We start from the raw sequence: 19159 nt of genomic DNA on the forward strand, positions 1-19159 counted from the left end.
ACGTACCGGATCACGCGGTGCGCGCGAGCCGGGGTTCTCGGCCGGTCACCTCGGCGTAATGCACCATCAGCTCATCGCAGATGGCGGGCCAGGTGCGATGGAGAACCGATGCGCGGGCCGCAGTGGCGAACCTGGAGCGCAGCGCCGGATCACGAAGGGCGGCAACCGCGCTCGGTAGCAGTTCGGTGAACCGGTCCACCGGCAGCAGATAGCCGTTGCGGCAGTGCGTGATCAGATCGCGCGGGCCGCCGGCGTCGGGGCCGATCACCGGAACACCCGAGGCCAGCGCCTCCTGCACGCCCTGACAGAAGGTTTCGTGTTCGCCCGCGTGCACCATCACGTCCAGGCTCGCATAGGCCTGTGCGAGTTCGTCGCCGCCGAGTTCACCGGTGAAGACGGCCCGCGGCAGCAACCGCGCGAGCCTGGCGCGCTCCGGCCCGTCGCCGACGATCACCAGCTGGATACCCGGATCGTCGGCGAGCACCGCCAGCCGTTCGACATGCTTTTCCGGCGCGAGCCGCCCGACGAAACCGACGATCGTCTTCGATGAACCACCCAGCCACGCGTCCCGCAACGACGTCCGGCGCGCCGACGGGGTGAATCGCGCGATATCGACCCCGCGCCCCCACCGATGCACCCGCGGAATCCCGTGCCTGGCCAGATCCGCGGCCGCCGCGGACGAGGGGGCGAGCGTGCGCGCCGCACCCTCGTGGATCCGCCGGGTCCAACCCCACGCCGCCCGGCTCGCCAGCCCGAGCCCATAGCTCTTCGCGAAACCGGCCACATCGGTCTGGTACACCGCCACCGCGGGCAGATCCAGTCGCAGCGCCGCCGCGAGCCCACCGGCGCCGAGCAGGAACGGTGAGGCCAGATGCACCACATCGGCGTCGAAATCCGCGATCGCCCGCACGATCCCCGGCTGCGGTAGCCCCACCGGCAGCGAACTGATGCGCGGCACCATCACCGCAGGCACCCGATGCACCGGGAACCGCCCGTGGAAACGCGGCGCCGGAGCCTGCCCGCGCAGTGTGTCCGGCGCGACGACCAGCGCTTCATGGCCGTGCCGGTCCAGATGGTCGAGCACCCTGAGCACGGAATTGACCACGCCGTTCATATTCGGCAGGAACGACTCCGCCACAATGGCTACGCGCACGGGGCCAGTCTGGCCACCGGCCCTCTCGGCTCGGCCACACCCATATGACGCGCGTGCGAAGTTCCGGCGAATACCTCACCGGAGCGCACGGCGTAGGCCGAGGTCAGACCTTCGCGGTCGATACGGTGACCGGTCTGCGCCCGATCCGTCGCAGAATCCACAGCGTGGGCAGCGCGAGCGCCCAGGTCACCGCGATCACCGACAGGGCCGGCGGAACGGCCACCCGGACGTCACGTCCGGCGACCCGCACCAGGTCGGGGTCGGCGCGGTTGTATTCGACATTGATGTGCTCGCCCGCCGTGAGATTGGTGGGGTAGAGGATGCCGACCTTCGGATTGTGGGTCACCCCGTCGGGCGTCACGTACATGACCGCCGAACGCAGCCGCCCCGCCGACAGCACCTCACCGGTGGTCCGGCCCATATCCGAGGTGATCAGGTAGTCGTTGCGCCAGGCCGCCAGCACCAGCAGCCCCACCAGCACGCTGATCACCGCCGCCGCGGTCAGCACGCCGATCCTGGCGCGCCGCAGGCGCTGCGGACGCCGCTGTGGCTGACTGGTTTCCGACACCGCCACAGGCTACTGGGCAGCCGCGCCGCGCGTACCCCCGCCCGCGCCGCCGATGCCGAGCCGCACCCCGCCGCGTTGACTAGGGTGACGCGCATGTCCCGAAAATTCAGCTTCACGGTGCCCTACACCGTTCCGGTGGAAGACCTGCACCGGGCACTCACCGGCGACGAGCTGTGGCAGGCGCGCTTCTCCGGCGCCGAGACGGCCACCCTCGATCTGGCCCACCCCGGCGGCGAGGGCACCATCCGGCTCGCGATGAGCGAGAAGATCCGCCCCGACAAGATTCCGGGCATCGTGCGCAAGGTCCTCAAGAGCGATCTGGTCGTCTCCCGCACCGACACCTGGCAGCCCCTGACCGGTGAGATCGCCAAGGGCAGCTTCGAAGGCACCTCCAACGGCGTCAACTCGGAGATGTCGGGCACCTACGAGCTGCGCCCGACCGCCGAAGGCAGCGAGATCGAGGTCGTGGGCACCGTCAAGGTGAAGGTCCCGCTGGTCGGCGGCGCCATCGAGCCGCTGGCCGAACAGCTGCACCACCGCGTCCTCGACAGCGAACGCAAGTTCATCGAGAAGTGGTTCGCCGGGCAGGCCTCGGCCTGATCGCAGCGGTGGATGCACACCACGGCCGGCGTGCATCCACCTCCGGCCGCTATTGGGCGAAATCGCTCGGGTCGTAGGCCTTCTTCTGCACCAGCACCAGCCAGTTGCCGGAGTTGTCCCGCATCACCGCCTCGACGCCGTACGGCCGATCCGAGGGCGGCTGCACGAACTCCACCCCCTTGGCCGACAGTTCCTCATACGCCTTCTGACAGTCGTCGGTGGCCAGCCCGAGCGCGCCGTGCGTACCGTTGGCCAGCGCCCGCCGGGTCGCTTCGGCCAGATTGTCGTCCAGCGGCGGACCAGGCACCATCAGCGTCACCTCCAGTTCGCGGTGATCGGGGTGGGCGATGGTGAGCCAGCGGAACCCGCCGTCGCCCATCGTCACATCGGCGGTCTCCACGAATCCGAGCTTGTCGAGGTACCACTGCTTGGCCTCGTCCATATCGGTCACATACACGGTGACCAGCGAAACGTGCGTAATCGAAGTCATGAACCAAGGCTAGGTCGGCCGATCCCGTGTCGGCTTCTCCGAAATTGCGCACTGCCGGACCCATTGCGCACTGCCGGACCCATTGCGCGCTGCCGGATCAATTGCGCTGTGCCGGATCGAATTGCTGTGTCGGACCGCGGTTACAGCCCGCTGTCGGGGCGCGGTTTGCGATCGGAGAGTCCGTGCATGAACACGTAGCAACCGGGGATATGCGGAGCCCCTTCGGCAGCGAACTTCGCCTGATACGCCGACGGCGACATTCCCACCAGCTCGGTGAACTTCCGGGAGAACGACCCGAGACTGCTGTAGCCGACCAACATGCACGCCTCGGTCACCGTGACATTGGTGGCGCGGAGCAGATCCTGGGCCCGCTCGATGCGTCGCTCGGCCAGATACACCGCCGGTGTCTTACCGTAGGTCGCCGCGAAACACCGCAGGAAGTGGTACTTCGAGACACCCGCCGCCGCGGCCAGACCATCCAGATCCAGCGGTTGCGCGTACTCGCGATCGGCGAGGTCCCGTGCCCGCCGCAGATGCGGGAGCAGGTCTTCGGGTACCGGTCGAGTCACCAGGCCACTGTAAATCGGTTCGTCGTCGGCGGTCCGGTGCGGTCGGAGCGCGGTGATATCCGCGGCGCCGGATAAACCGGTCAGCAGAACGGCGGACGCTCGTCGAACCGCCGCGACAGCCGTCCGGCGGTCCGCCAGGCGCGCGCGACCAGATCCACGTCCTCGTCGGTCACCAGATTGCCCATCACCCGGACCGCGGTGCGCTGCAAGAACTTCGAGCGCATCACCGGCGGTCCGCCCAGCGGAACCATCCTGGGATGGGTGGCCAGACCGGCGATCCGGCGCGCCACTGAATAGGTGCGCCCGTAGCGGTCCCGCAGCAGCTGCGGCCACACACTGCTCAGATCGGGTTCATCGAGCAGATCGGCGAGCATATGCCCGCCTTCGAGCCCGTAATCGATGCCCTCGCCATTGAGCGGATTCACACAACCGGCCGCGTCACCGACCAACACCCAGTTCGGACCCGCGATATTCGATACCGCACCACCCATCGGTAGCAGCGCCGACGCCACCGCCCGCAGCGAACCGGTGAACTCCCACTCCTCACGCCGCAACCCGGTGTAGTGCTCGAGCAGCGGTTTGAGGGCGATATGAGACGGCCTGCGCTCGGTGGCCAGCGAACCGACCCCGATGTTGACCTCACCATTGGCCAGCGGAAACACCCACCCGTAACCGGGTACCAGCTCACCGTCGGCGTCGCGCAGTTCCAGATGGGAGGTTATCCATTGATCATCTGAGCGGCCGGAGGCGATGTAGGCGCGGGCGGCCACACCATAGGCGTACTGCCGATGCCAGGCGCGGCCGAGGATCTTGCCCACCGGTGAGCGCACCCCGTCGGCGACGACCAGGGTCCGGCAGGAGATCGAACGGGTGGCCTCACCGGTGCGCACCGTCACACCGGTGACCCGATCGCCGTCGCGGGTGACGTCGACGACCTTGGTGCCCTCCAGCATCCGCGCGCCCGATTTCACCGCCGTCTCGCGCAGCTTGTCGTCGAGTTCGGTGCGCGCCACGGCGCTCCCGTAAGTGGGGAAGGATCCGCCGGGCCATGGCAGCAGCTCCTCACGCCCGAAACCGGTCATCCGCAGACCGTGATTCACGGTGTGCGCGCGCACCCAGTCGCCCAGACCCAGATGCTCCAGCTCTGCGGTGGCGCGCGGGGTCAGGCCGTCACCGCAGGTCTTATCGCGCGGGAACACCGCCGAATCGACCAGCAGCACATCGCGGCCCGCTCGCGCGGCCCAGGTCGCCGACGCCGATCCGGCCGGTCCGGCCCCGACCACGAGCACATCGGCATGCTCGGGTACCGCCGCGCGTGCTTGTTCGTCAGCCGCTGGTGTGACATCCGGTGCGCCCATGGGTCCCATCCTCGCAGCGCGCCCGCGACGATGTCGACGCCGGTGCCGTGTGACATGCGGCGGACGTGGCGCCGGGCGCTGCGCTCGATACCCGCCCCGATGTGCGAAGGTGTGCGGTGCACCCCACTGGATATTGCCGGGAGTGACGGTGTTCATGGGGTTGTCTAGCGTGGACACGCTAGGTTCTTTGACCGTGGGTCGGACGCATCGCTGGGAGAAGAAATGAGCACATCTGCTGTGAGCGACGAGAGCACGGTGGTGGCCGGGGTGGATCTCGGCGATACCGAGCTCGCCGCGACGGTGCGTCACGGCCTGGCCGACGTCGAGAAGCTGCTGATCGAAGAGCTGTCCGACGGCGCGTCATTCCTCCAGGAGGCGGCGCTGCACCTGGCCAAAGCGGGGGGTAAGCGGTTCCGTCCGCTGTTCACCATCCTCACCGGACAGCTCGGCCCGCGCCCGACCGATCCCGATCTCGTCACCGCGGGCACCGTCGTCGAACTGGTGCATCTGGCGACGCTGTACCACGACGACGTCATGGACGAGGCCACCATGCGTCGCGGTGCGCCGAGCGTGAATTCGCGCTGGGGCAACAGCATCGCCATCCTCGCCGGTGACTATCTGTTCGCCCACGCATCACGGCTGGTGTCCACGCTCGGCCCGGACGCCGTGCGGATCATCGCCGAAACCTTCGCCGAACTGGTCACCGGGCAGATGCGCGAAACCATGGGCGCCGCCGAGGCCAAGGACCCGGTGGCCCACTATCTGCGCGTGGTCTGGGAGAAGACCGGTTCGCTGATCGCGGCCGCCGGACGTTTCGGCGGCACCTTCTCCGGCGCCGATACCGAACACGTCGAGCGGTTGGCCCGTCTCGGCGACGCCGTCGGCACCGCCTTCCAGATCTCCGACGACATCATCGACATCTCCTCCGAATCCGCCCAGTCCGGCAAGACACCGGGCACCGATCTGCGGGAAGGCGTGCACACCCTGCCGGTGCTCTACGCCCTGCGCGACGAAGGCGCCGACGGCGACCGGTTGCGCACCCTGCTGGCGCGTCCGCTGGAGACCGACGCCGAGGTGGAGGAGGCACTGCGACTGCTCGGTCGCTCGCCCGGCATGGCGCAGGCCAAGCAGAAGTTGCAGGAATACGCCGACCTCGCCTACGCCGAACTCGAGGCGCTGCCGCCCGGCCCGGCCAACGACGCGCTGGTCCGCCTCGTGCGCTACACCATCGAACGCGTGGGATAGCTACCAGGAACTTTGCCTCTGGACTGATTCGTTGACCTTCCGAGAAGCACGCAACGAACGGGGGAGCGGCAAGGAGAGCTATGCACGGGCACGGGTATGCGAATGGAATCAAGACCTTCGGGCTGATGGTGGGGTTGTCCGCGCTGATCGTGTTCGTCGGGGCGATGTTCCGCAGCCCGACGATCCTCGTCATCGCGATCCTGCTGGCCGTCGGCATGAACGCCTACGCCTACTTCAACAGCGACAAACTCGCGTTGAAGGCCATGCACGCACAGCCGGTGAGCGAGCTGGAGGCGCCGGTCATCTACCGGATCGTGCGTGAGCTGGCCACCGCGGCCCGTCAGCCGATGCCGCGGCTCTACATCAGCCCCACCAACGCCCCCAACGCGTTCGCCACCGGCCGCAATCCCCGGCATGCCGCGGTGTGCTGCACCAGCGGCATCCTGCAAATACTCGACGAACGCGAACTGCGCGCGGTGCTCGGCCATGAACTCTCACACGTCTACAACCGCGACATTCTCATCTCCTCGGTCGCGGGCGCGTTGGCCGCGGTCATCTCCGGCCTGGCCAATCTGGCCTTCTTCGCCACCGCCTTCGGCGGCAACCGTGGCGAGGGCGGGCCCAATATCATCGGCGTGATCCTGGTCTCGCTGCTCGGCCCGATCGCGGCCACACTCATCAAGCTGGCGGTATCCCGGTCACGGGAGTATCAGGCCGATCAGTCCGGCGCCGAACTCACCGGCGATCCGCTGGCCCTGGCCTCGGCGCTGCGCAAACTCGAACGCGGTGTGCAGGCCGCGCCGCTGCCACCGGAACCGCAGCTCACCGCCCAGTCGCATCTGATGATCGCCAACCCGTTCCGTCCGGGTGAGCGCGCTGCCCGCTGGTTCTCCACGCACCCGCCGATGGCCGACCGCATCGCCCGCCTCGAGGAACTCGCCGGACGCCCGCGTCAGGGCTGATCCGGCGCCGGGAACGCGTGCGGCCGTGGCGGCGCCACGGCCGCACGCCGTCGAGGGGTTGTCTACCGGTAGTTGACGAACTGCAACGCGATGCCGAAATCCTCACCCTTGAGCAGGGCGATCACGGCCTGGAGATCGTCGCGCTTCTTACTGCTCACGCGCAGCTCATCGCCCTGGATCTGGGCCTTGACACCCTTGGGGCCCTCATCGCGGATCTTCTTGGAGATCTTCTTCGCGTGCTCGGAGTCGATGCCCTGCACCAGCGAACCGGTGATCTTGTAGGTCTTGCCCGACACCACCGGATCCCCGGCGTCGAACGCCTTGAGCGAGATGTCGCGGCGGATCAGCTTCTCCTTGAACACCTCGAGTGCGGCCTTGACCCGCTCCTCGGCCTCGGCGCTGATCACGATGTTCTCCTCACCGGACCATTCGATCGCGGCGCCGGTGCCACGGAAGTCGTAGCGGGTGTTCAGCTCCTTCTCCGCCTGATGCAACGCGTTGTCGACCTCCTGGCGATCGACCTTGCTGACGACATCGAAAGACGAATCGGCCACACTGCGCTCCTGTCCTGACGGTCCGGCGTTCGAGGTCACGCCGGATGGTTCGCCGCACCCACCTAGTTCTACCCGGCGGCACGAGATTAGTCCCCGGACGCGGGCTGTGTCGCCGTCGGCGTGATCGGACCCGGCCGCGAGCGTTCGGGCCCGACCTGCCGCTTGCACGTCCGTTCATGCCGCTGTGCAGCCGGTTTGCATTCCGGGTGTGGGTTCGTTGTATTCTGCTGTGCGCGCCGAGAAGCGCGATGGCAGATTGCCCGAGCGGCCAATGGGAGCAGACTGTAAATCTGTCGGCGCAAGCCTACGTAGGTTCGAATCCTACATCTGCCACCGAGAACCCCCGCGGATCGAATGATCCACGGGGGTTCTTGCGTTGTGGCCGCCGAACAGTCGGTACCGACTGTGTTCACCACTTCCGATATCGGAAATACCGGCTCTGACCAGCCGGTTTGGTGTGTAGACCGGTGAGTGTGTAACCTCGTTCAAGACTTCGAAGCGCCGGGGTCGAGAAAGACGAGTCCCGGTGCGCAAGAGGTCATGCCCCCTTAGCTCAGTCGGCAGAGCGTTTCCATGGTAAGGAAAAGGTCAACGGTTCGATTCCGTTAGGGGGCTCGCCGGATTGCCGGTGGTGACCGACTCGGCATCGCTTCCCGCTTGTTGGAGGGCTGGGCGCGGCGCCGCGGCAATGCGACCCGTGGCGGTGTAGCTCAGTCGGTAGAGCAAACGACTCATAATCGTTGTGTCGCCGGTTCAAGTCCGGCCATCGCTACCACAACCGATCAAGCCCAGTTCCGGAAAGAAGGCATATCGTGGCCGCGAAGTCCACCGATGTCCGGCCAAAGATCACCTTGGCCTGCGAGCAGTGCAAGCATCGCAACTACATCACCAAGAAGAACCGGCGCAACGACCCGGACCGGCTGGAACTGAAGAAGTTCTGCCCGAACTGCGGCACGCACCGGGCGCACCGCGAGTCCCGCTAGCCATCCACGCGTGTAGCTACCGCGTGTATCGGCGCCGGGACATCATCCCGGCCTCACGAGCCGGGACACAACCGCCGTGACACAAGCCATCGGGCCGGACGCGATGTCCGGCCCGACTGCTTTTCACGGCTCCTCATCTAGCGGTGGCGAACGCCTCCACCGACCCTGCCCGCGGCGGGGTCAGATAGGTACAGTCCTCCCGTGACAATGAACACCGGTACAGACGAAGCGGTCGCGTCGGGCGAGACATTCGACCCCGCAGAACACGCGGCGGCCATGGTCGGGCACCACTACCGCGTCGACGACTACTACGAGGTCGGCCGCGAGAAGGTTCGCGAATACGCCCGCGCCGTGCAGGACTACCACCCGGTGCACTGGGAAGAAGACACCGCGCAGGAATACGGCTACGACGGCCTGCTCGCGCCGCTGACCTTCATCTCCCTCGTCGGCATCCTGGCCCAGCGCAAACTCTTCGAAGAGGTCGTCACCGGCTACGACCTCAGCCAGATCATGCAGACCGACCAGATCCTGGAATTCCACCGGCCGATCCAGGTCGGCGACCAGCTGACCTGCGATGTCTACCTGCATTCGTTCCGGCAGGCCTTCGGCGGCGACATCATCGTCACCAAGAACATCGTCACCGATCAGCGCGACGAACTGGTGCTCACCACCTACACCACACTCATCGGCCGCAGCGGCGGCGATATCGACCCGAACCTGGCCGGCGCGGTCCGCAACGTGCTCATGCACGGTCTCGGCGAAGACACCCCCGACCACCATCCGCGCACCGCGCCCACCGCGGCCCCCGCGCCGGTGGCGAGCGTGCCCGAGGTCGCACCGAGCAAGCACGCCATCGCCTTCGACGCGATCAGCGCCGGCGACGAACTGCCCCCGCGCACCGTCCGCCTGACCCGCGGCGATCTGGTGAACTACGCCGGAGTCTCGGGCGACGCCAACCCGATCCACTGGAGTGACGAAGTCGTCGGACTCGTCGGCCTGGACAACGTGGTGGCCCACGGCATGCTGACCATGGGTCTCGGTGGCGGATTCGTCACCTCCTGGCTCGGCGATCCCGGCGCGGTCAAGGAATACAACGTGCGATTCACCAGCCCGGTGTACGTGGGCGTGGACGAACCGGCCGAGGTGGAATTCACCGGCAAGGTGAAATCGGTCGATCCCGAGACCAGGACCGCGGTCATCGCCATCGTCGCGAAATCCGCCGGTCGCAAGATCTTCGGGCGCGCGACCGCCACGGTCCAGCTGTCCTGATCGGCTCCGGTGGCCCCGGATTGGCTAATGCCACCGGTCTTCACGTACACTCGGGTTTCTGGGGTCACCAGCCGATGCGCGCTGCTCTGCAAGGCTGGTTCCAGGCGGCCCGGGGCGCAGCTCCGGAACTTCCGCTGACGGGGCCGGCAACTGCCGGAGCGGCGCGCGTGTTGTGTGACACCAGAGAACAGCACAACTGAATACAGCACATGTGGCTGGGCATCAGCACCACCGTCCAGCCGAAGGGGCGTAGCTCAATTGGCAGAGCAGCGGTCTCCAAAACCGCAGGTTGCAGGTTCAAGTCCTGTCGCCCCTGCCCTGGATGCCAGCGACGAGAGAGGGTTGACGTGACCGACGAGCGGGACACTCGCGACGACGGCGATGGCACCGCCGCAGCGAGTCGGCCGAGCGGCAAGCGGTCCGCCCGGCGGGCCCGTGCCGGTTCGTCGGCCGACAACGGATCGGTCGCCACGATCGACCGTCCGGCGCGCAAGGCAACCAAGACCTCCGATCGGGCCGAACGCCAGAAGTCGGGTAATCCGATCAAGCGTTTGATCAAGTTCCTGCGCGAGGTGATCGCGGAACTGCGCAAGGTCATCTGGCCCAACCGGAAGCAGATGGTCACCTATACGAGCGTTGTTCTGGTGTTCGTGGTCTTCATGGTCGCGTTCATCGCGGGATTGGATGTGGCGTTCGTCAAAGGTGTCGACTGGCTGTTCGGCTAGTCGAAGCCGACGCCGGAAGCCGACCCCCGGGACGGGACGGACCATTTTTCACCGTGTCCGGCCCCGGCACGCAGAGGATGTACGTGACGACACAGGAAGCGAGTGCCCCAGTGAGCACCCCGGAGAACGACACAAACGACGAGTTCCCGGTCGACGACGCGGTGGCTGAGTCGGCCATCGACTCCGTCGAGGAATCCGCCGAGGAGTCCGTGGTCGTCGACGACTCCGCGCCCGCTGACGAGGACGCCGCTGCCGAAGCCCCCGCCGAGGAACTCCCCGCCGATCCGGTGGAAGAGATGAAGGCCGCGCTGCGCCGCGCGCCCGGCGACTGGTACGTCATCCACTCCTACGCGGGCTACGAGAACAAGGTCAAGGCCAACCTCGAGACCCGTGTGCAGAACCTCGACCTCGAGGACTACATCTTCCAGGTGGAAGTGCCCACCGAAGAGGTCACCGAGATCAAGAACGGTCAGCGCAAGAACGTCAACCGCAAGGTGCTGCCCGGTTACATCCTGGTCAGGATGGAACTGAACGACGAGTCCTGGGGCGCGGTGCGCAACACCCCCGGCGTCACCGGCTTCGTCGGCGCGACCTCGCGGCCCTCGCCGCTGACCATCAACGATGTGGTGAAGTTCCTGGTCCCGGCCTCGCAGCAGAAGAAGGCCCCGGCCGCTGCCGCCGCCGCGTCCGCCACCCAGGAGACCGCCACCGAGGCCGTCGCCAAGCCGGTCATCGAGGTCGACTTCGAGGTCGGCGAATCGGTCACCGTCATGGACGGCCCGTTCGCGACGCTGCCCGCCAGCATCTCCGAGGTCAATGCCGAGCAGCAGAAGCTCAAGGTGCTGGTGTCGATCTTCGGCCGCGAAACCCCCGTCGAACTGGCATTCACCCAGGTCGCGAAGATCTGATCGCGAGTAGTTCGGCTGCGGGCGTACAACCCGCGCAATGCTTACGGCAACCGTAAGGAACCGAAACCAAGGAAGAAAGATGCCCCCCAAGAAGAAGAAGCTCGCCGGGATCATCAAGTTGCAGATCCAGGCCGGCCAGGCGAACCCGGCCCCTCCGGTCGGCCCCGCGCTCGGTCAGCACGGCGTCAACATCATGGAGTTCTGCAAGGCGTACAACGCCGCGACCGAGTCGCAGCGTGGCAACGTCATCCCGGTCGAGATCTCGGTGTACGAGGACCGGTCGTTCGACTTCAAGCTGAAGACCCCGCCCGCCGCCAAGCTGCTGCTCAAGGCCGCTGGTGTGCAGAAGGGTTCGGCGGAGCCGCACCGCAACAAGGTCGCCACGGTGACCATGGACCAGGTGCGCGAGATCGCCAAGACCAAGCAGGAAGACCTGAACGCCAACGACATCGAGCAGGCCGCGAAGATCATCGCCGGCACCGCTCGTTCGATGGGTATCACGGTCGAGGGCTGATTCAGCTCCACTGCACAGGTGGGAGGGCCGGCCAGGCCCGATAACCACTTCTGAACCACAGCTAAGGACAGAGAAAACATGGCAAAACGAAGCAAGGCGTACCTCGCCGCGGCCGAGAAGGTCGATCGCGACAAGCTCTACTCCCCGCTGACCGCAGCGCGGCTGGCCAAGGAGACCGCCACCACCAAGACCGATGCGACCGTCGAGGTCGCCGTCCGTCTCGGTGTGGACCCTCGCAAGGCCGACCAGATGGTCCGCGGCACCGTCAACCTGCCGCACGGCACCGGTAAGACCGCCCGCGTCATCGTGTTCGCGGTCGGCGACAAGGCCGCCGAGGCCGAGGCCGCCGGTGCGGACGCCGTCGGTTCCGAGGATCTGATCGAGCGGATCCAGGGCGGCTGGCTGGACTTCGACGCCGCGATCGCCACCCCCGACCAGATGGCCAAGGTCGGCCGCATCGCGCGTGTCCTCGGCCCGCGTGGTCTGATGCCGAACCCGAAGACGGGCACGGTCACCCCCGATGTGACCAAGGCCGTCAACGACATCAAGGGCGGCAAGATCAACTTCCGCGTCGACAAGCAGGCCAACCTGCACTTCGTCATCGGCAAGGCGTCCTTCGACGACACCAAGCTGGTGGAGAACTACGGCGCCGCGCTGGAGGAGATCCTGCGTGTCAAGCCGTCGACCGCCAAGGGCCGCTACGTCAAGAAGGTGACGGTCTCGACGAACACCGGACCGGGCATCCCGGTGGACCCGAACCGCACCCGCAACCTCCTCGACGAGGACGCGTGAGCAGCACCTGAGTAGGACCCGAAACGGCGGGAACGCAATGCGTTCCCGCCGTTTCGTATTCGGCGACCCGTATCCTCCGCTCGCGCGGGCCGACCAGGCCGAGGACCCGTGCCTACCAGGCCGGGCACCCGTTCTGGGCGTCGCGGCGATCCTGAGGGAGAATAGGGATGTGAGCGACGGACTCAGCACAAGGATCAGACATGGACTCAGTGCCCCGCCCGGTACCGCGGCGATCGGCGGCTGCTAGCTCGATGTCGGATCAGGAAGTACCGGACCGGCGGTCCGCGAAGGTCATTCCACTGCCACGGCGCCCTCGCCGAGTGGCCGAGACGCCGTCGGCGAAAACCTGGCGTTCGGAGGGCGGCACCGTCCACGATCCGGCGCCGACCCGACCGGTGCTGCGCTCGGAGCTACAACTCGAAACCGGTGCGTGGCCGGTCGCCCCCGCTGCGACCTGGTCGCCGACCGCGGCGACCGCCCCGAACAGCGCCGACCAGGACGGCAGCGTCGTCGATGATCTCGCCGAATCGCGACGGAAACGCACCGGGGACGATACCCCGGCCGTCGGCATCCACCACCTGCCCAAACCGCGCCGTATCGGTGAACCTTCCGGCAACGGCGAGAAGGACCGCGGCGGGGACGACCGTTCCGATCCGCCACCGGCGAGCACACGTACCGGACGGCATCGCAAGTAGCCGGACCCGGGACGACGGCGTGTGTGACGTCGGGTCGGCGCTGTGCCGAATCCCTCCACTACCGCACCGAATCCGATTCGCCGTCCCCATTCTTCCGCCAGCCGAGCAGTACCGACTCCCCATCCTGCACACCCCAGGGCAGGAAGATGGCGACGACCACCGCGCAGACCACCACCGCGCCCGTGGCGACCAGCGACGCCGCATGCGAACCTTCGAGGCAGGCCGCCTTCATCGCGGTGATGATGTTCTCGCGCTGGGATTCGAAGAAGGGTGTGAGTTCGCGCTTACGCATCTCCAGCACACTCAGCGGTGTCGCCTTGGCGAAATCCTTCTCATTGTTCGACATCAAGCTCTCGGGGACCCGATCGATGAGCGGGGCCACCTTGGTGGTGTAGTAGGACGCCACGATCGAGCCGAGTACCGCGACGCCGAGCGTGCCGCCGAATTCGCGGGTGGTGTCGTTGACCGCCGATCCGGCGCCCGCCTCGTTCAACGGCAGCGATGACATGATCGATTCGGTGGCCGGGCCCTGCACGATGGCGAGGCCGAGTGCCATCGACACCATCGACGGCAGCACCTCGGTGAGATATCCGCTGTCCACGGTCACCTGTCCGCCCAGATACAGGCCGAGCCCGGTGAGCAGCAGACCGAACACGATGACGGGCGTCGTGCCGAGCCGCTGGGCCAGCAGTGTCGCCATCGGTGCGCCGACGGCCACCGAGAACGCGAATGGCAATGAGGCGATGCCGAATTCGAGTGGCGAGTATTCGCGCACGCCCTGGAAATACTGGGTGATCAGGAACAGGAAACCGAACATCGAGAAGTAGCCGACCGCGATCGCCAAGGCGGGCAGCGAGAAACGGCGGTTGCGGAACAGACGCATATCGAGAATCGGTGTGCGGGTACGCAATTCCCAGGCGATGAACGCGGCGAGCAGCAATAGCCCGGCGGCGCCCGCGACGAGGGTGGTGGCCGACAGCCAGCCGTAGCGCGGCGCTTCGATGATCGCCCAGACCAGCACGGTGATACCGGCGATGGACAGCGCGATGCCGAGCAGATCGAGCCTGCCGACCTCGGACGACCGGGACTCGGGCACCCACAGCAGCGTCGCCAGCAGCGCGACCACGGCCACCGGCACATTGATCCAGAAGACGGAGTGCCAGGAGAAGTGTTCGAGCAGCCAACCGCCGGAAATCGGGCCGATCGCGATGGCGAAGCCGGCCATCGCGGTCCATGCGGCAATGGCCAGCGCCCGTTCCTTTCGGTCGGTGAAGATATTGGTGACCAGCGCCAACGTCGCTGGGAAGACCGCGGCGGCGAATACGCCCATGGCCGCTCGGGCGGCGATGACGCCGTCGAGCGAGGTGGACAGGGCACCGACCACCGACATGGCGCCCACACCGACCAGGCCGATCATCATCATCCGGCGCCTGCCATAGCGATCACCGAGATTGCCGAACGCCAGCAGCAGGCCGGCGAAGGTGAGGGTGTAGGCGTCGACGACCCATTGCAGGCCACTGACGCCGGTGGACAATTCGACACCGATGGACGGCAGCGCGACGTTGACGATGGTGTTGTCGAGTACGACCAGCAGTTCTGCCAGGCAGATCACCGCGAGCGCGAGGAATCGGTGCGCGCGTCGTTCCAGCAGCACCGGTGGATCGACTGTGAAGGTTGTCATGCCAGCAGCTAATCAGTAACAGTTACTTTGAGTAACACCTAATGGGAGCGATCTCGCTCACTGCTGGACATTATTGTGATGTGTGCCACTTTGTTCGGCCGAAGCTGCTGGGCGGATGTGGACCGCGTGCCGTGTCGGGCCGGGTGCGTTCACATCCGAGTGTAGCCGCACCACCACGACCGGCGCCGCATCCGTCCTCTAGCGCATCGACACGGCAACCATGCGCGAGCATGCACCGATTCAATCTGATCACCACGTCGGCGCTCGCGGTGACCCTCCTGCGGGCGTAGCTGCGGCCTGGTGGCCGGCCGGGCGATGCGACCGGAATTCGGCCGGTGTGTACCAATCGGGTAGTCGCCGCATCGCCTTGCGGGTCCGCGCGGAGTCACGAATAATACTTCCATTCAATAACTTTCACCGGCGTCGGCTCTACATGCGGGGGCTGGCTCCGACGGACCGGCCATGATCCGAGCGGTGCGCAGGCGACTGCGGCGCGCGCCGTCCGTGCAGACCAGGGGGGTAGATGCTCGATCCGCGGGTTATCGCGGTTGTCATCCGGAACAAGGACAACCCGGGCCACGAGGACAAGACCCTGGATATCGCCGAATTCGATCCTCGGCCCGAGCGGGTCTTCGTGCGGTTCGGCGGCGTCAAGAAGTACCCCTTCGGGTGGGACCGAGTAACTGTTCTGCGCGAGCCCCAACAGATTTCGATGCGACCACACGAAGTACTTCTCATCGACGGCTCTCCCGCCGACGCGCGCCAGGCGTATCTTTTCACCGGCCCGCCGCACATCGGGTCGTGGTGGCATGTGCTGGACCGTGCGGGCGCATGGACCGCCTGCGGCGCAGCCCGGGCCCAGGTAATGCGGAACGCTGCCGGTGCCGCCAGCGCCAAAAATGTTCTGGCCTATTGGCGCGATGTTGCAGGGCGGTTGACCGGCGACTCCGGCACCCTCCTGCGAAACCATCGGGGGCTGAGCTTCGTTCATCCGGACAGCGCACTCGCTAGGATTCTCGAACGAGGCCCGATCGAGCTCCGGCCGGGTGACGAGATTCCCTTGCCGGTGTACCCGTTCCGCACCAATATCAGCCAGAGCCAGGCGGTCATGAAGGCTTTGCAGTATCGGCTCTCGGTGATCGATGGCCCACCGGGCACCGGTAAGACACAGACGATCCTGAACATCATCGCCTCGGTGATCTGCCGACCGGGGGCGACCGTCGGAGTGGTCTCGTTCACCAACTCCGCCGTCGACAACGTATTCGAGAAGCTGACCGGAGAACGCTTCGGGATGGTAGCGGCGAACCTGGGCAATGCCGACAAACGGCGAGAGTTCTTCGAGGGCCAGGTCGCCCGTAACGCGGCCGTCGACGCCATGCTGCGCACCGGCACCGAACGTGACGAGCAGGCGGCGGAGAGCCTGCGCACCATGACCGAGCAGCTGACCGTGCTCCTCGAACTGGAGCGCGACCGCGCCGAGCTGCGAAATCAACTGCACGCATACCGATTGGAACAGCGGCACTTCCAGGCGTTCTTCGACCGTCACGAGTTGCCGGGCGCAGATAAGCTACCGCTCTTGCGCCGCTACAGCGCGAACAAGCTGCTCGATTTCATCGCAGACACCGATCCCGACTGGATCCGCGACCGCGGCTGGGGACGGCTGGCCGCCGCCATGAACCGGTACGTCAAATACTGGGCGCTGCGCAAGGTCGATGCCGATGACGTCGAAATCATCCTGGAAATTCAACGCCTGTACTACGACAAGAAGATCGCCGAGCTAGAGCGCCGGGTCGACAGTCTCACCAGAGCCCTCGACGGCCGGGATTTCGACAGCCTGCGCACCAACCATACGAAACTGTCCCGAGATCTGCTCGCCGCGGCATTACGCACCCGATACCGGTCGCTCACCCGGGTTGTTCATACGTCCCGGTATCGGCACAACTTCAGGCAGTTCAGCCAGGACTATCCACTGATCCTGAGCACCTGCCATTCGCTACCGAACAGCATCGGCCCCTCGACGCTGCTCGACTATCTGATCGTCGACGAAGCCTCACAGGTGGACCTGGTGACCGTTGCCCCGGCGCTGGCCCGCGCGAGGAATCTCGTCGTCGTCGGCGATTTGAATCAGCTGGCGCCGGTCGACAACAAACCGGCCGGTGTACCGCCCGCACCCGATCCGGTCTTCGAATACACCCACAGCGTTCTCGCCACGGTCATCGACCGGTACGGCGACGAGGTGCCCCGGACCATGCTGCGCGAACACTATCGGTGCGCTCCAGACATCATCGAGTTCTGCAACCGGAAGTTCTACGCCGACGAGCTGATTCCCTATACGAAACCGGCACCCGGCATCACTCCGATGGCAGTGGTGCGCACCAGCCCCGGTAATCACATGCGGCAGCGCTACAACGATCCCTCGTCGAATGGCCGGAGCAACCAGCGCGAGATCGATGTCATTCTGCACGAAGCTCTCCCGTGGATTGCCGCGGATATCCCGCCCCACAAGATCGGGGTAACCACTCCTTTTCGCCGTCAGGCCGACAAAGCCGCCGACGCGCTGATCCAGGACATCGAATCCGACACCGTCCACAAGTACCAGGGCCGGGAGAAGGACGCGGTCGTCATGTCCACGGTGCTCGACGATCGGGCCGGTGACGAGGTCGTGAAGTTCGCCGATGATCCACGGTTGATCAATGTGGCCGTTTCCCGGGCAATGCGCTCGTTCATCCTGGTCACGCATCCGTCGGAGCTGCCGAAGAGCCGGCATATCCGCGATCTGATCGGCTATATACGACACCGGGATCCGGATAACGCAGTCGTCGACAGCGACGTGGTGTCGATCTTCGACCTGCTGTATAGCGACTACAACGAGCGTCGGCGCAGGAACCCCCAAATCACATGGGGCCGCACGGGTGTGCCCTCCGAAGATATCGCTCTTGCGTTGCTCGAGGAGATCCTTGGCGCGCCGCAGTACCAGCACCTGAGCATGGAGCGGCAGGTACTGCTGGCGAATGTCTTCCGCCGAGATCTAAACGGGCTCGATCCGCGGCAGCGCGAATTCATCCGCAACAGAGCATCATTCGACTTCGTCCTGTTCAATCGAATCACCAATGCCACCTTGGTGGCCATCGAAGTGGATGGCTTCCGCACGCATGAGGCCGACCCGGTACAGCTCGCCCGCGACGCAGTAAAGGACGAGATCTGCCATCACTACGGCTTCCCGCTGCTGCGCCTGTCGACGACCGGGAGCAACGAAGCCGGCCGGGTCTGTCACTTCCTGGACCGGCACTGCTGAATGGAGGTGATGACCGGGTTCCGACGGACGTCTGTGTGCACCGGTGCCGCGCGCGCAAAAAGGAATCGGCCCGTCCCACCGGGTTCGGACCAGGAGCTGCGTGGACTGGTGTGCCCATGATGTCAGGGTGTGATAGCTCGGAGCTTTCCGTCGGGGAGAGCGGCGACGTGCACGAGAGGGATACGCATGGTGACGGTTACCGTCACACCGATTGGGCAGGACTGGCTGGTCGCCTTCAGTGCGTACAACCGAAGCCTCCTCGAGATACTCAAATCGAATGTTCCACATAGCAATCGCAAATTTGATCCGGAAAAGCGTGAATGGCGCGTCTCCGCCGATGTCGCGGATCTCTGCGCAAAATTCGAACAGGCCGGAGCGAAGGTTTGTGTGGTAGGTGCAGGACGCGCCGCCGGGGCGGATGGGCCGACCAAGGCAACGGCTGCGGAGTCCGGCGATGCCGAGGGCTGGCGGCAACAGTATGAAGCACTGGATCTCGCAGCCAAGAGCCTGCTGGCGGAGAACCTGCGACTACGGGAGGACCTGGACGAGTTGCAGCGGGAAAACGAGCAAATGAAAGCACGGCTGACTGATAAGGACGACCCTGCGCCGGTATCCGGCAGTTGGGCCGAACAGTTGTTCCGCGCGGTCGGACGGGAGCGCCGGGACAAAGTCCATCGTGCCCTGACGAAGGTCCCCCATCCCGACCTTCAGGGTGGCAGCAAGGTGTTGATGCAGCAGTTGAACGACGCCCGGAATAGTTAGCGCGGGTCGGGCGAACGCGGGAGCGGCTGCATCCTC

The 19159-nt window shown here is 65.9% G+C and carries 19 protein-coding genes and 4 tRNA genes; 16 read left to right on the plus strand and 7 right to left on the minus strand.

Annotation, left to right across the window (positions count from 1 at the left end; genetic code table 11):
• Positions 1-10: 10 nt before the first annotated feature.
• Together QH168_RS09785 and QH168_RS09790 are read right to left on the minus strand one after the other, a co-directional pair.
• Positions 11-1153, minus strand: coding sequence for a glycosyltransferase family 4 protein (locus QH168_RS09785; protein WP_280234204.1), 1143 nt, complete (start codon positions 1151-1153; stop codon positions 11-13).
• A 103-nt stretch (positions 1154-1256) separates the two neighbouring features.
• Positions 1257-1721, minus strand: a complete 465-nt coding sequence (locus QH168_RS09790) for a DUF3592 domain-containing protein (protein ID WP_280234205.1) — start codon at positions 1719-1721, stop codon at positions 1257-1259.
• A gap of 93 nt (positions 1722-1814) precedes the next feature.
• On the opposite strand from QH168_RS09790, the gene QH168_RS09795 reads away from it, so the two are divergent.
• Positions 1815-2321, plus strand: a complete 507-nt coding sequence (locus QH168_RS09795; protein WP_280234206.1) for a DUF2505 domain-containing protein — start codon at positions 1815-1817, stop codon at positions 2319-2321.
• A gap of 49 nt (positions 2322-2370) precedes the next feature.
• Here QH168_RS09795 and QH168_RS09800 read toward each other — a convergent pair whose 3' ends face one another.
• The 3 genes from QH168_RS09800 to QH168_RS09810 form a co-directional block, all read right to left on the minus strand.
• Complete coding sequence (locus tag QH168_RS09800; protein ID WP_280234207.1) at positions 2371-2811, minus strand: VOC family protein; 441 nt, start codon at positions 2809-2811, stop codon at positions 2371-2373.
• Positions 2812-2951: 140 nt separating this feature from the next.
• The gene (locus QH168_RS09805; protein WP_280234208.1) at positions 2952-3380 is read right to left on the minus strand and encodes a helix-turn-helix transcriptional regulator; all 429 of its coding nucleotides are present in this window, start codon (positions 3378-3380) and stop codon (positions 2952-2954) included.
• 80 nt (positions 3381-3460) lie between these two features.
• The gene (locus QH168_RS09810) at positions 3461-4738 is read right to left on the minus strand and encodes a geranylgeranyl reductase family protein (protein ID WP_280234209.1); all 1278 of its coding nucleotides are present in this window, start codon (positions 4736-4738) and stop codon (positions 3461-3463) included.
• Positions 4739-4960: 222 nt separating this feature from the next.
• Between QH168_RS09810 and QH168_RS09815 the strand changes: the two genes are divergently transcribed.
• The gene (locus tag QH168_RS09815) at positions 4961-5983 is read left to right on the plus strand and encodes a polyprenyl synthetase family protein (protein WP_280234210.1); all 1023 of its coding nucleotides are present in this window, start codon (positions 4961-4963) and stop codon (positions 5981-5983) included.
• An 80-nt stretch (positions 5984-6063) separates the two neighbouring features.
• On the plus strand, positions 6064-6945 hold the full coding sequence (htpX, locus tag QH168_RS09820; RefSeq protein ID WP_280234211.1) for a zinc metalloprotease HtpX: 882 nt from the start codon (positions 6064-6066) through the stop codon (positions 6943-6945).
• A gap of 62 nt (positions 6946-7007) precedes the next feature.
• Here htpX and QH168_RS09825 read toward each other — a convergent pair whose 3' ends face one another.
• Positions 7008-7499, minus strand: a complete 492-nt coding sequence (locus QH168_RS09825) for a YajQ family cyclic di-GMP-binding protein (protein ID WP_280234212.1) — start codon at positions 7497-7499, stop codon at positions 7008-7010.
• Between the two features lie 250 nt (positions 7500-7749).
• On the opposite strand from QH168_RS09825, the gene QH168_RS09830 reads away from it, so the two are divergent.
• The 11 genes from QH168_RS09830 to QH168_RS09880 all read left to right on the plus strand — a co-directional run bounded on the left by QH168_RS09830 (position 7750) and on the right by QH168_RS09880 (position 13385).
• Positions 7750-7832, plus strand: a tRNA-Tyr gene (locus QH168_RS09830).
• Between the two features lie 209 nt (positions 7833-8041).
• Positions 8042-8114: transfer RNA gene (locus tag QH168_RS09835), tRNA-Thr, on the plus strand.
• Between the two features lie 84 nt (positions 8115-8198).
• Positions 8199-8274, plus strand: a tRNA-Met gene (locus tag QH168_RS09840).
• 37 nt (positions 8275-8311) lie between these two features.
• Positions 8312-8482 carry a 50S ribosomal protein L33 gene (gene rpmG, locus QH168_RS09845; RefSeq protein WP_011211653.1) on the plus strand — a complete coding sequence of 57 codons (171 nt, stop codon included), beginning with the start codon at positions 8312-8314 and terminating at the stop codon, positions 8480-8482.
• A gap of 207 nt (positions 8483-8689) precedes the next feature.
• Entirely contained in the window at positions 8690-9751 is a 1062-nt protein-coding gene (locus QH168_RS09850) for a fused (3R)-hydroxyacyl-ACP dehydratase subunits HadA/HadB (protein ID WP_280234282.1), read from the plus strand.
• Between the two features lie 243 nt (positions 9752-9994).
• A tRNA-Trp gene (locus QH168_RS09855) sits at positions 9995-10067 on the plus strand.
• A gap of 31 nt (positions 10068-10098) precedes the next feature.
• Complete coding sequence (secE, locus tag QH168_RS09860; protein ID WP_280234213.1) at positions 10099-10476, plus strand: preprotein translocase subunit SecE; 378 nt, start codon at positions 10099-10101, stop codon at positions 10474-10476.
• Positions 10477-10586: 110 nt separating this feature from the next.
• Positions 10587-11384, plus strand: coding sequence for a transcription termination/antitermination protein NusG (gene nusG / locus QH168_RS09865; protein WP_280234283.1), 798 nt, complete (start codon positions 10587-10589; stop codon positions 11382-11384).
• Between the two features lie 79 nt (positions 11385-11463).
• Entirely contained in the window at positions 11464-11898 is a 435-nt protein-coding gene (gene rplK / locus QH168_RS09870) for a 50S ribosomal protein L11 (protein ID WP_280234214.1), read from the plus strand.
• A gap of 78 nt (positions 11899-11976) precedes the next feature.
• A complete protein-coding gene (rplA, locus tag QH168_RS09875; RefSeq protein ID WP_280234215.1) occupies positions 11977-12690 on the plus strand; it encodes a 50S ribosomal protein L1 in 714 nt (237 codons plus the stop codon).
• A 320-nt stretch (positions 12691-13010) separates the two neighbouring features.
• Complete coding sequence (locus tag QH168_RS09880) at positions 13011-13385, plus strand: hypothetical protein (RefSeq protein WP_280234216.1); 375 nt, start codon at positions 13011-13013, stop codon at positions 13383-13385.
• Between the two features lie 58 nt (positions 13386-13443).
• Here the strand turns inward: QH168_RS09880 and QH168_RS09885 are convergent, their stop codons facing one another.
• Positions 13444-15066 carry an MFS transporter gene (locus tag QH168_RS09885; RefSeq protein WP_280234217.1) on the minus strand — a complete coding sequence of 541 codons (1623 nt, stop codon included), beginning with the start codon at positions 15064-15066 and terminating at the stop codon, positions 13444-13446.
• A gap of 523 nt (positions 15067-15589) precedes the next feature.
• Between QH168_RS09885 and QH168_RS09890 the strand changes: the two genes are divergently transcribed.
• Positions 15590-18361 carry an AAA domain-containing protein gene (locus QH168_RS09890; RefSeq protein WP_280234218.1) on the plus strand — a complete coding sequence of 924 codons (2772 nt, stop codon included), beginning with the start codon at positions 15590-15592 and terminating at the stop codon, positions 18359-18361.
• Positions 18362-18550: 189 nt separating this feature from the next.
• Positions 18551-19123, plus strand: a complete 573-nt coding sequence (locus QH168_RS09895) for a hypothetical protein (protein WP_280234219.1) — start codon at positions 18551-18553, stop codon at positions 19121-19123.
• The last annotated feature ends 36 nt before the right edge of the window (positions 19124-19159 follow it).

It is taken from the genome of Nocardia cyriacigeorgica (assembly GCF_029868385.1).
Lineage (GTDB): Bacteria > Actinomycetota > Actinomycetes > Mycobacteriales > Mycobacteriaceae > Nocardia > Nocardia cyriacigeorgica_F.

What these genes read in the sequence shown, in the direction of transcription:
- QH168_RS09850 (WP_280234282.1), top strand. Translation starts at nt 8,690, where the DNA reads ATGAACACCGGTACAGACGAAGCGGTCGCGTCGGGCGAGACATTCGAC.
- QH168_RS09800 (WP_280234207.1), bottom strand. Translation starts at nt 2,811, where the DNA reads ATGACTTCGATTACGCACGTTTCGCTGGTCACCGTGTATGTGACCGAT.
- rplK (WP_280234214.1), top strand. Translation starts at nt 11,464, where the DNA reads ATGCCCCCCAAGAAGAAGAAGCTCGCCGGGATCATCAAGTTGCAGATC.
- htpX (WP_280234211.1), top strand. Translation starts at nt 6,064, where the DNA reads ATGCACGGGCACGGGTATGCGAATGGAATCAAGACCTTCGGGCTGATG.
- QH168_RS09795 (WP_280234206.1), top strand. Translation starts at nt 1,815, where the DNA reads ATGTCCCGAAAATTCAGCTTCACGGTGCCCTACACCGTTCCGGTGGAA.
- rplA (WP_280234215.1), top strand. Translation starts at nt 11,977, where the DNA reads ATGGCAAAACGAAGCAAGGCGTACCTCGCCGCGGCCGAGAAGGTCGAT.
- QH168_RS09810 (WP_280234209.1), bottom strand. Translation starts at nt 4,738, where the DNA reads ATGGGCGCACCGGATGTCACACCAGCGGCTGACGAACAAGCACGCGCG.
- QH168_RS09890 (WP_280234218.1), top strand. Translation starts at nt 15,590, where the DNA reads ATGCTCGATCCGCGGGTTATCGCGGTTGTCATCCGGAACAAGGACAAC.
- QH168_RS09885 (WP_280234217.1), bottom strand. Translation starts at nt 15,066, where the DNA reads ATGACAACCTTCACAGTCGATCCACCGGTGCTGCTGGAACGACGCGCG.
- QH168_RS09815 (WP_280234210.1), top strand. Translation starts at nt 4,961, where the DNA reads ATGAGCACATCTGCTGTGAGCGACGAGAGCACGGTGGTGGCCGGGGTG.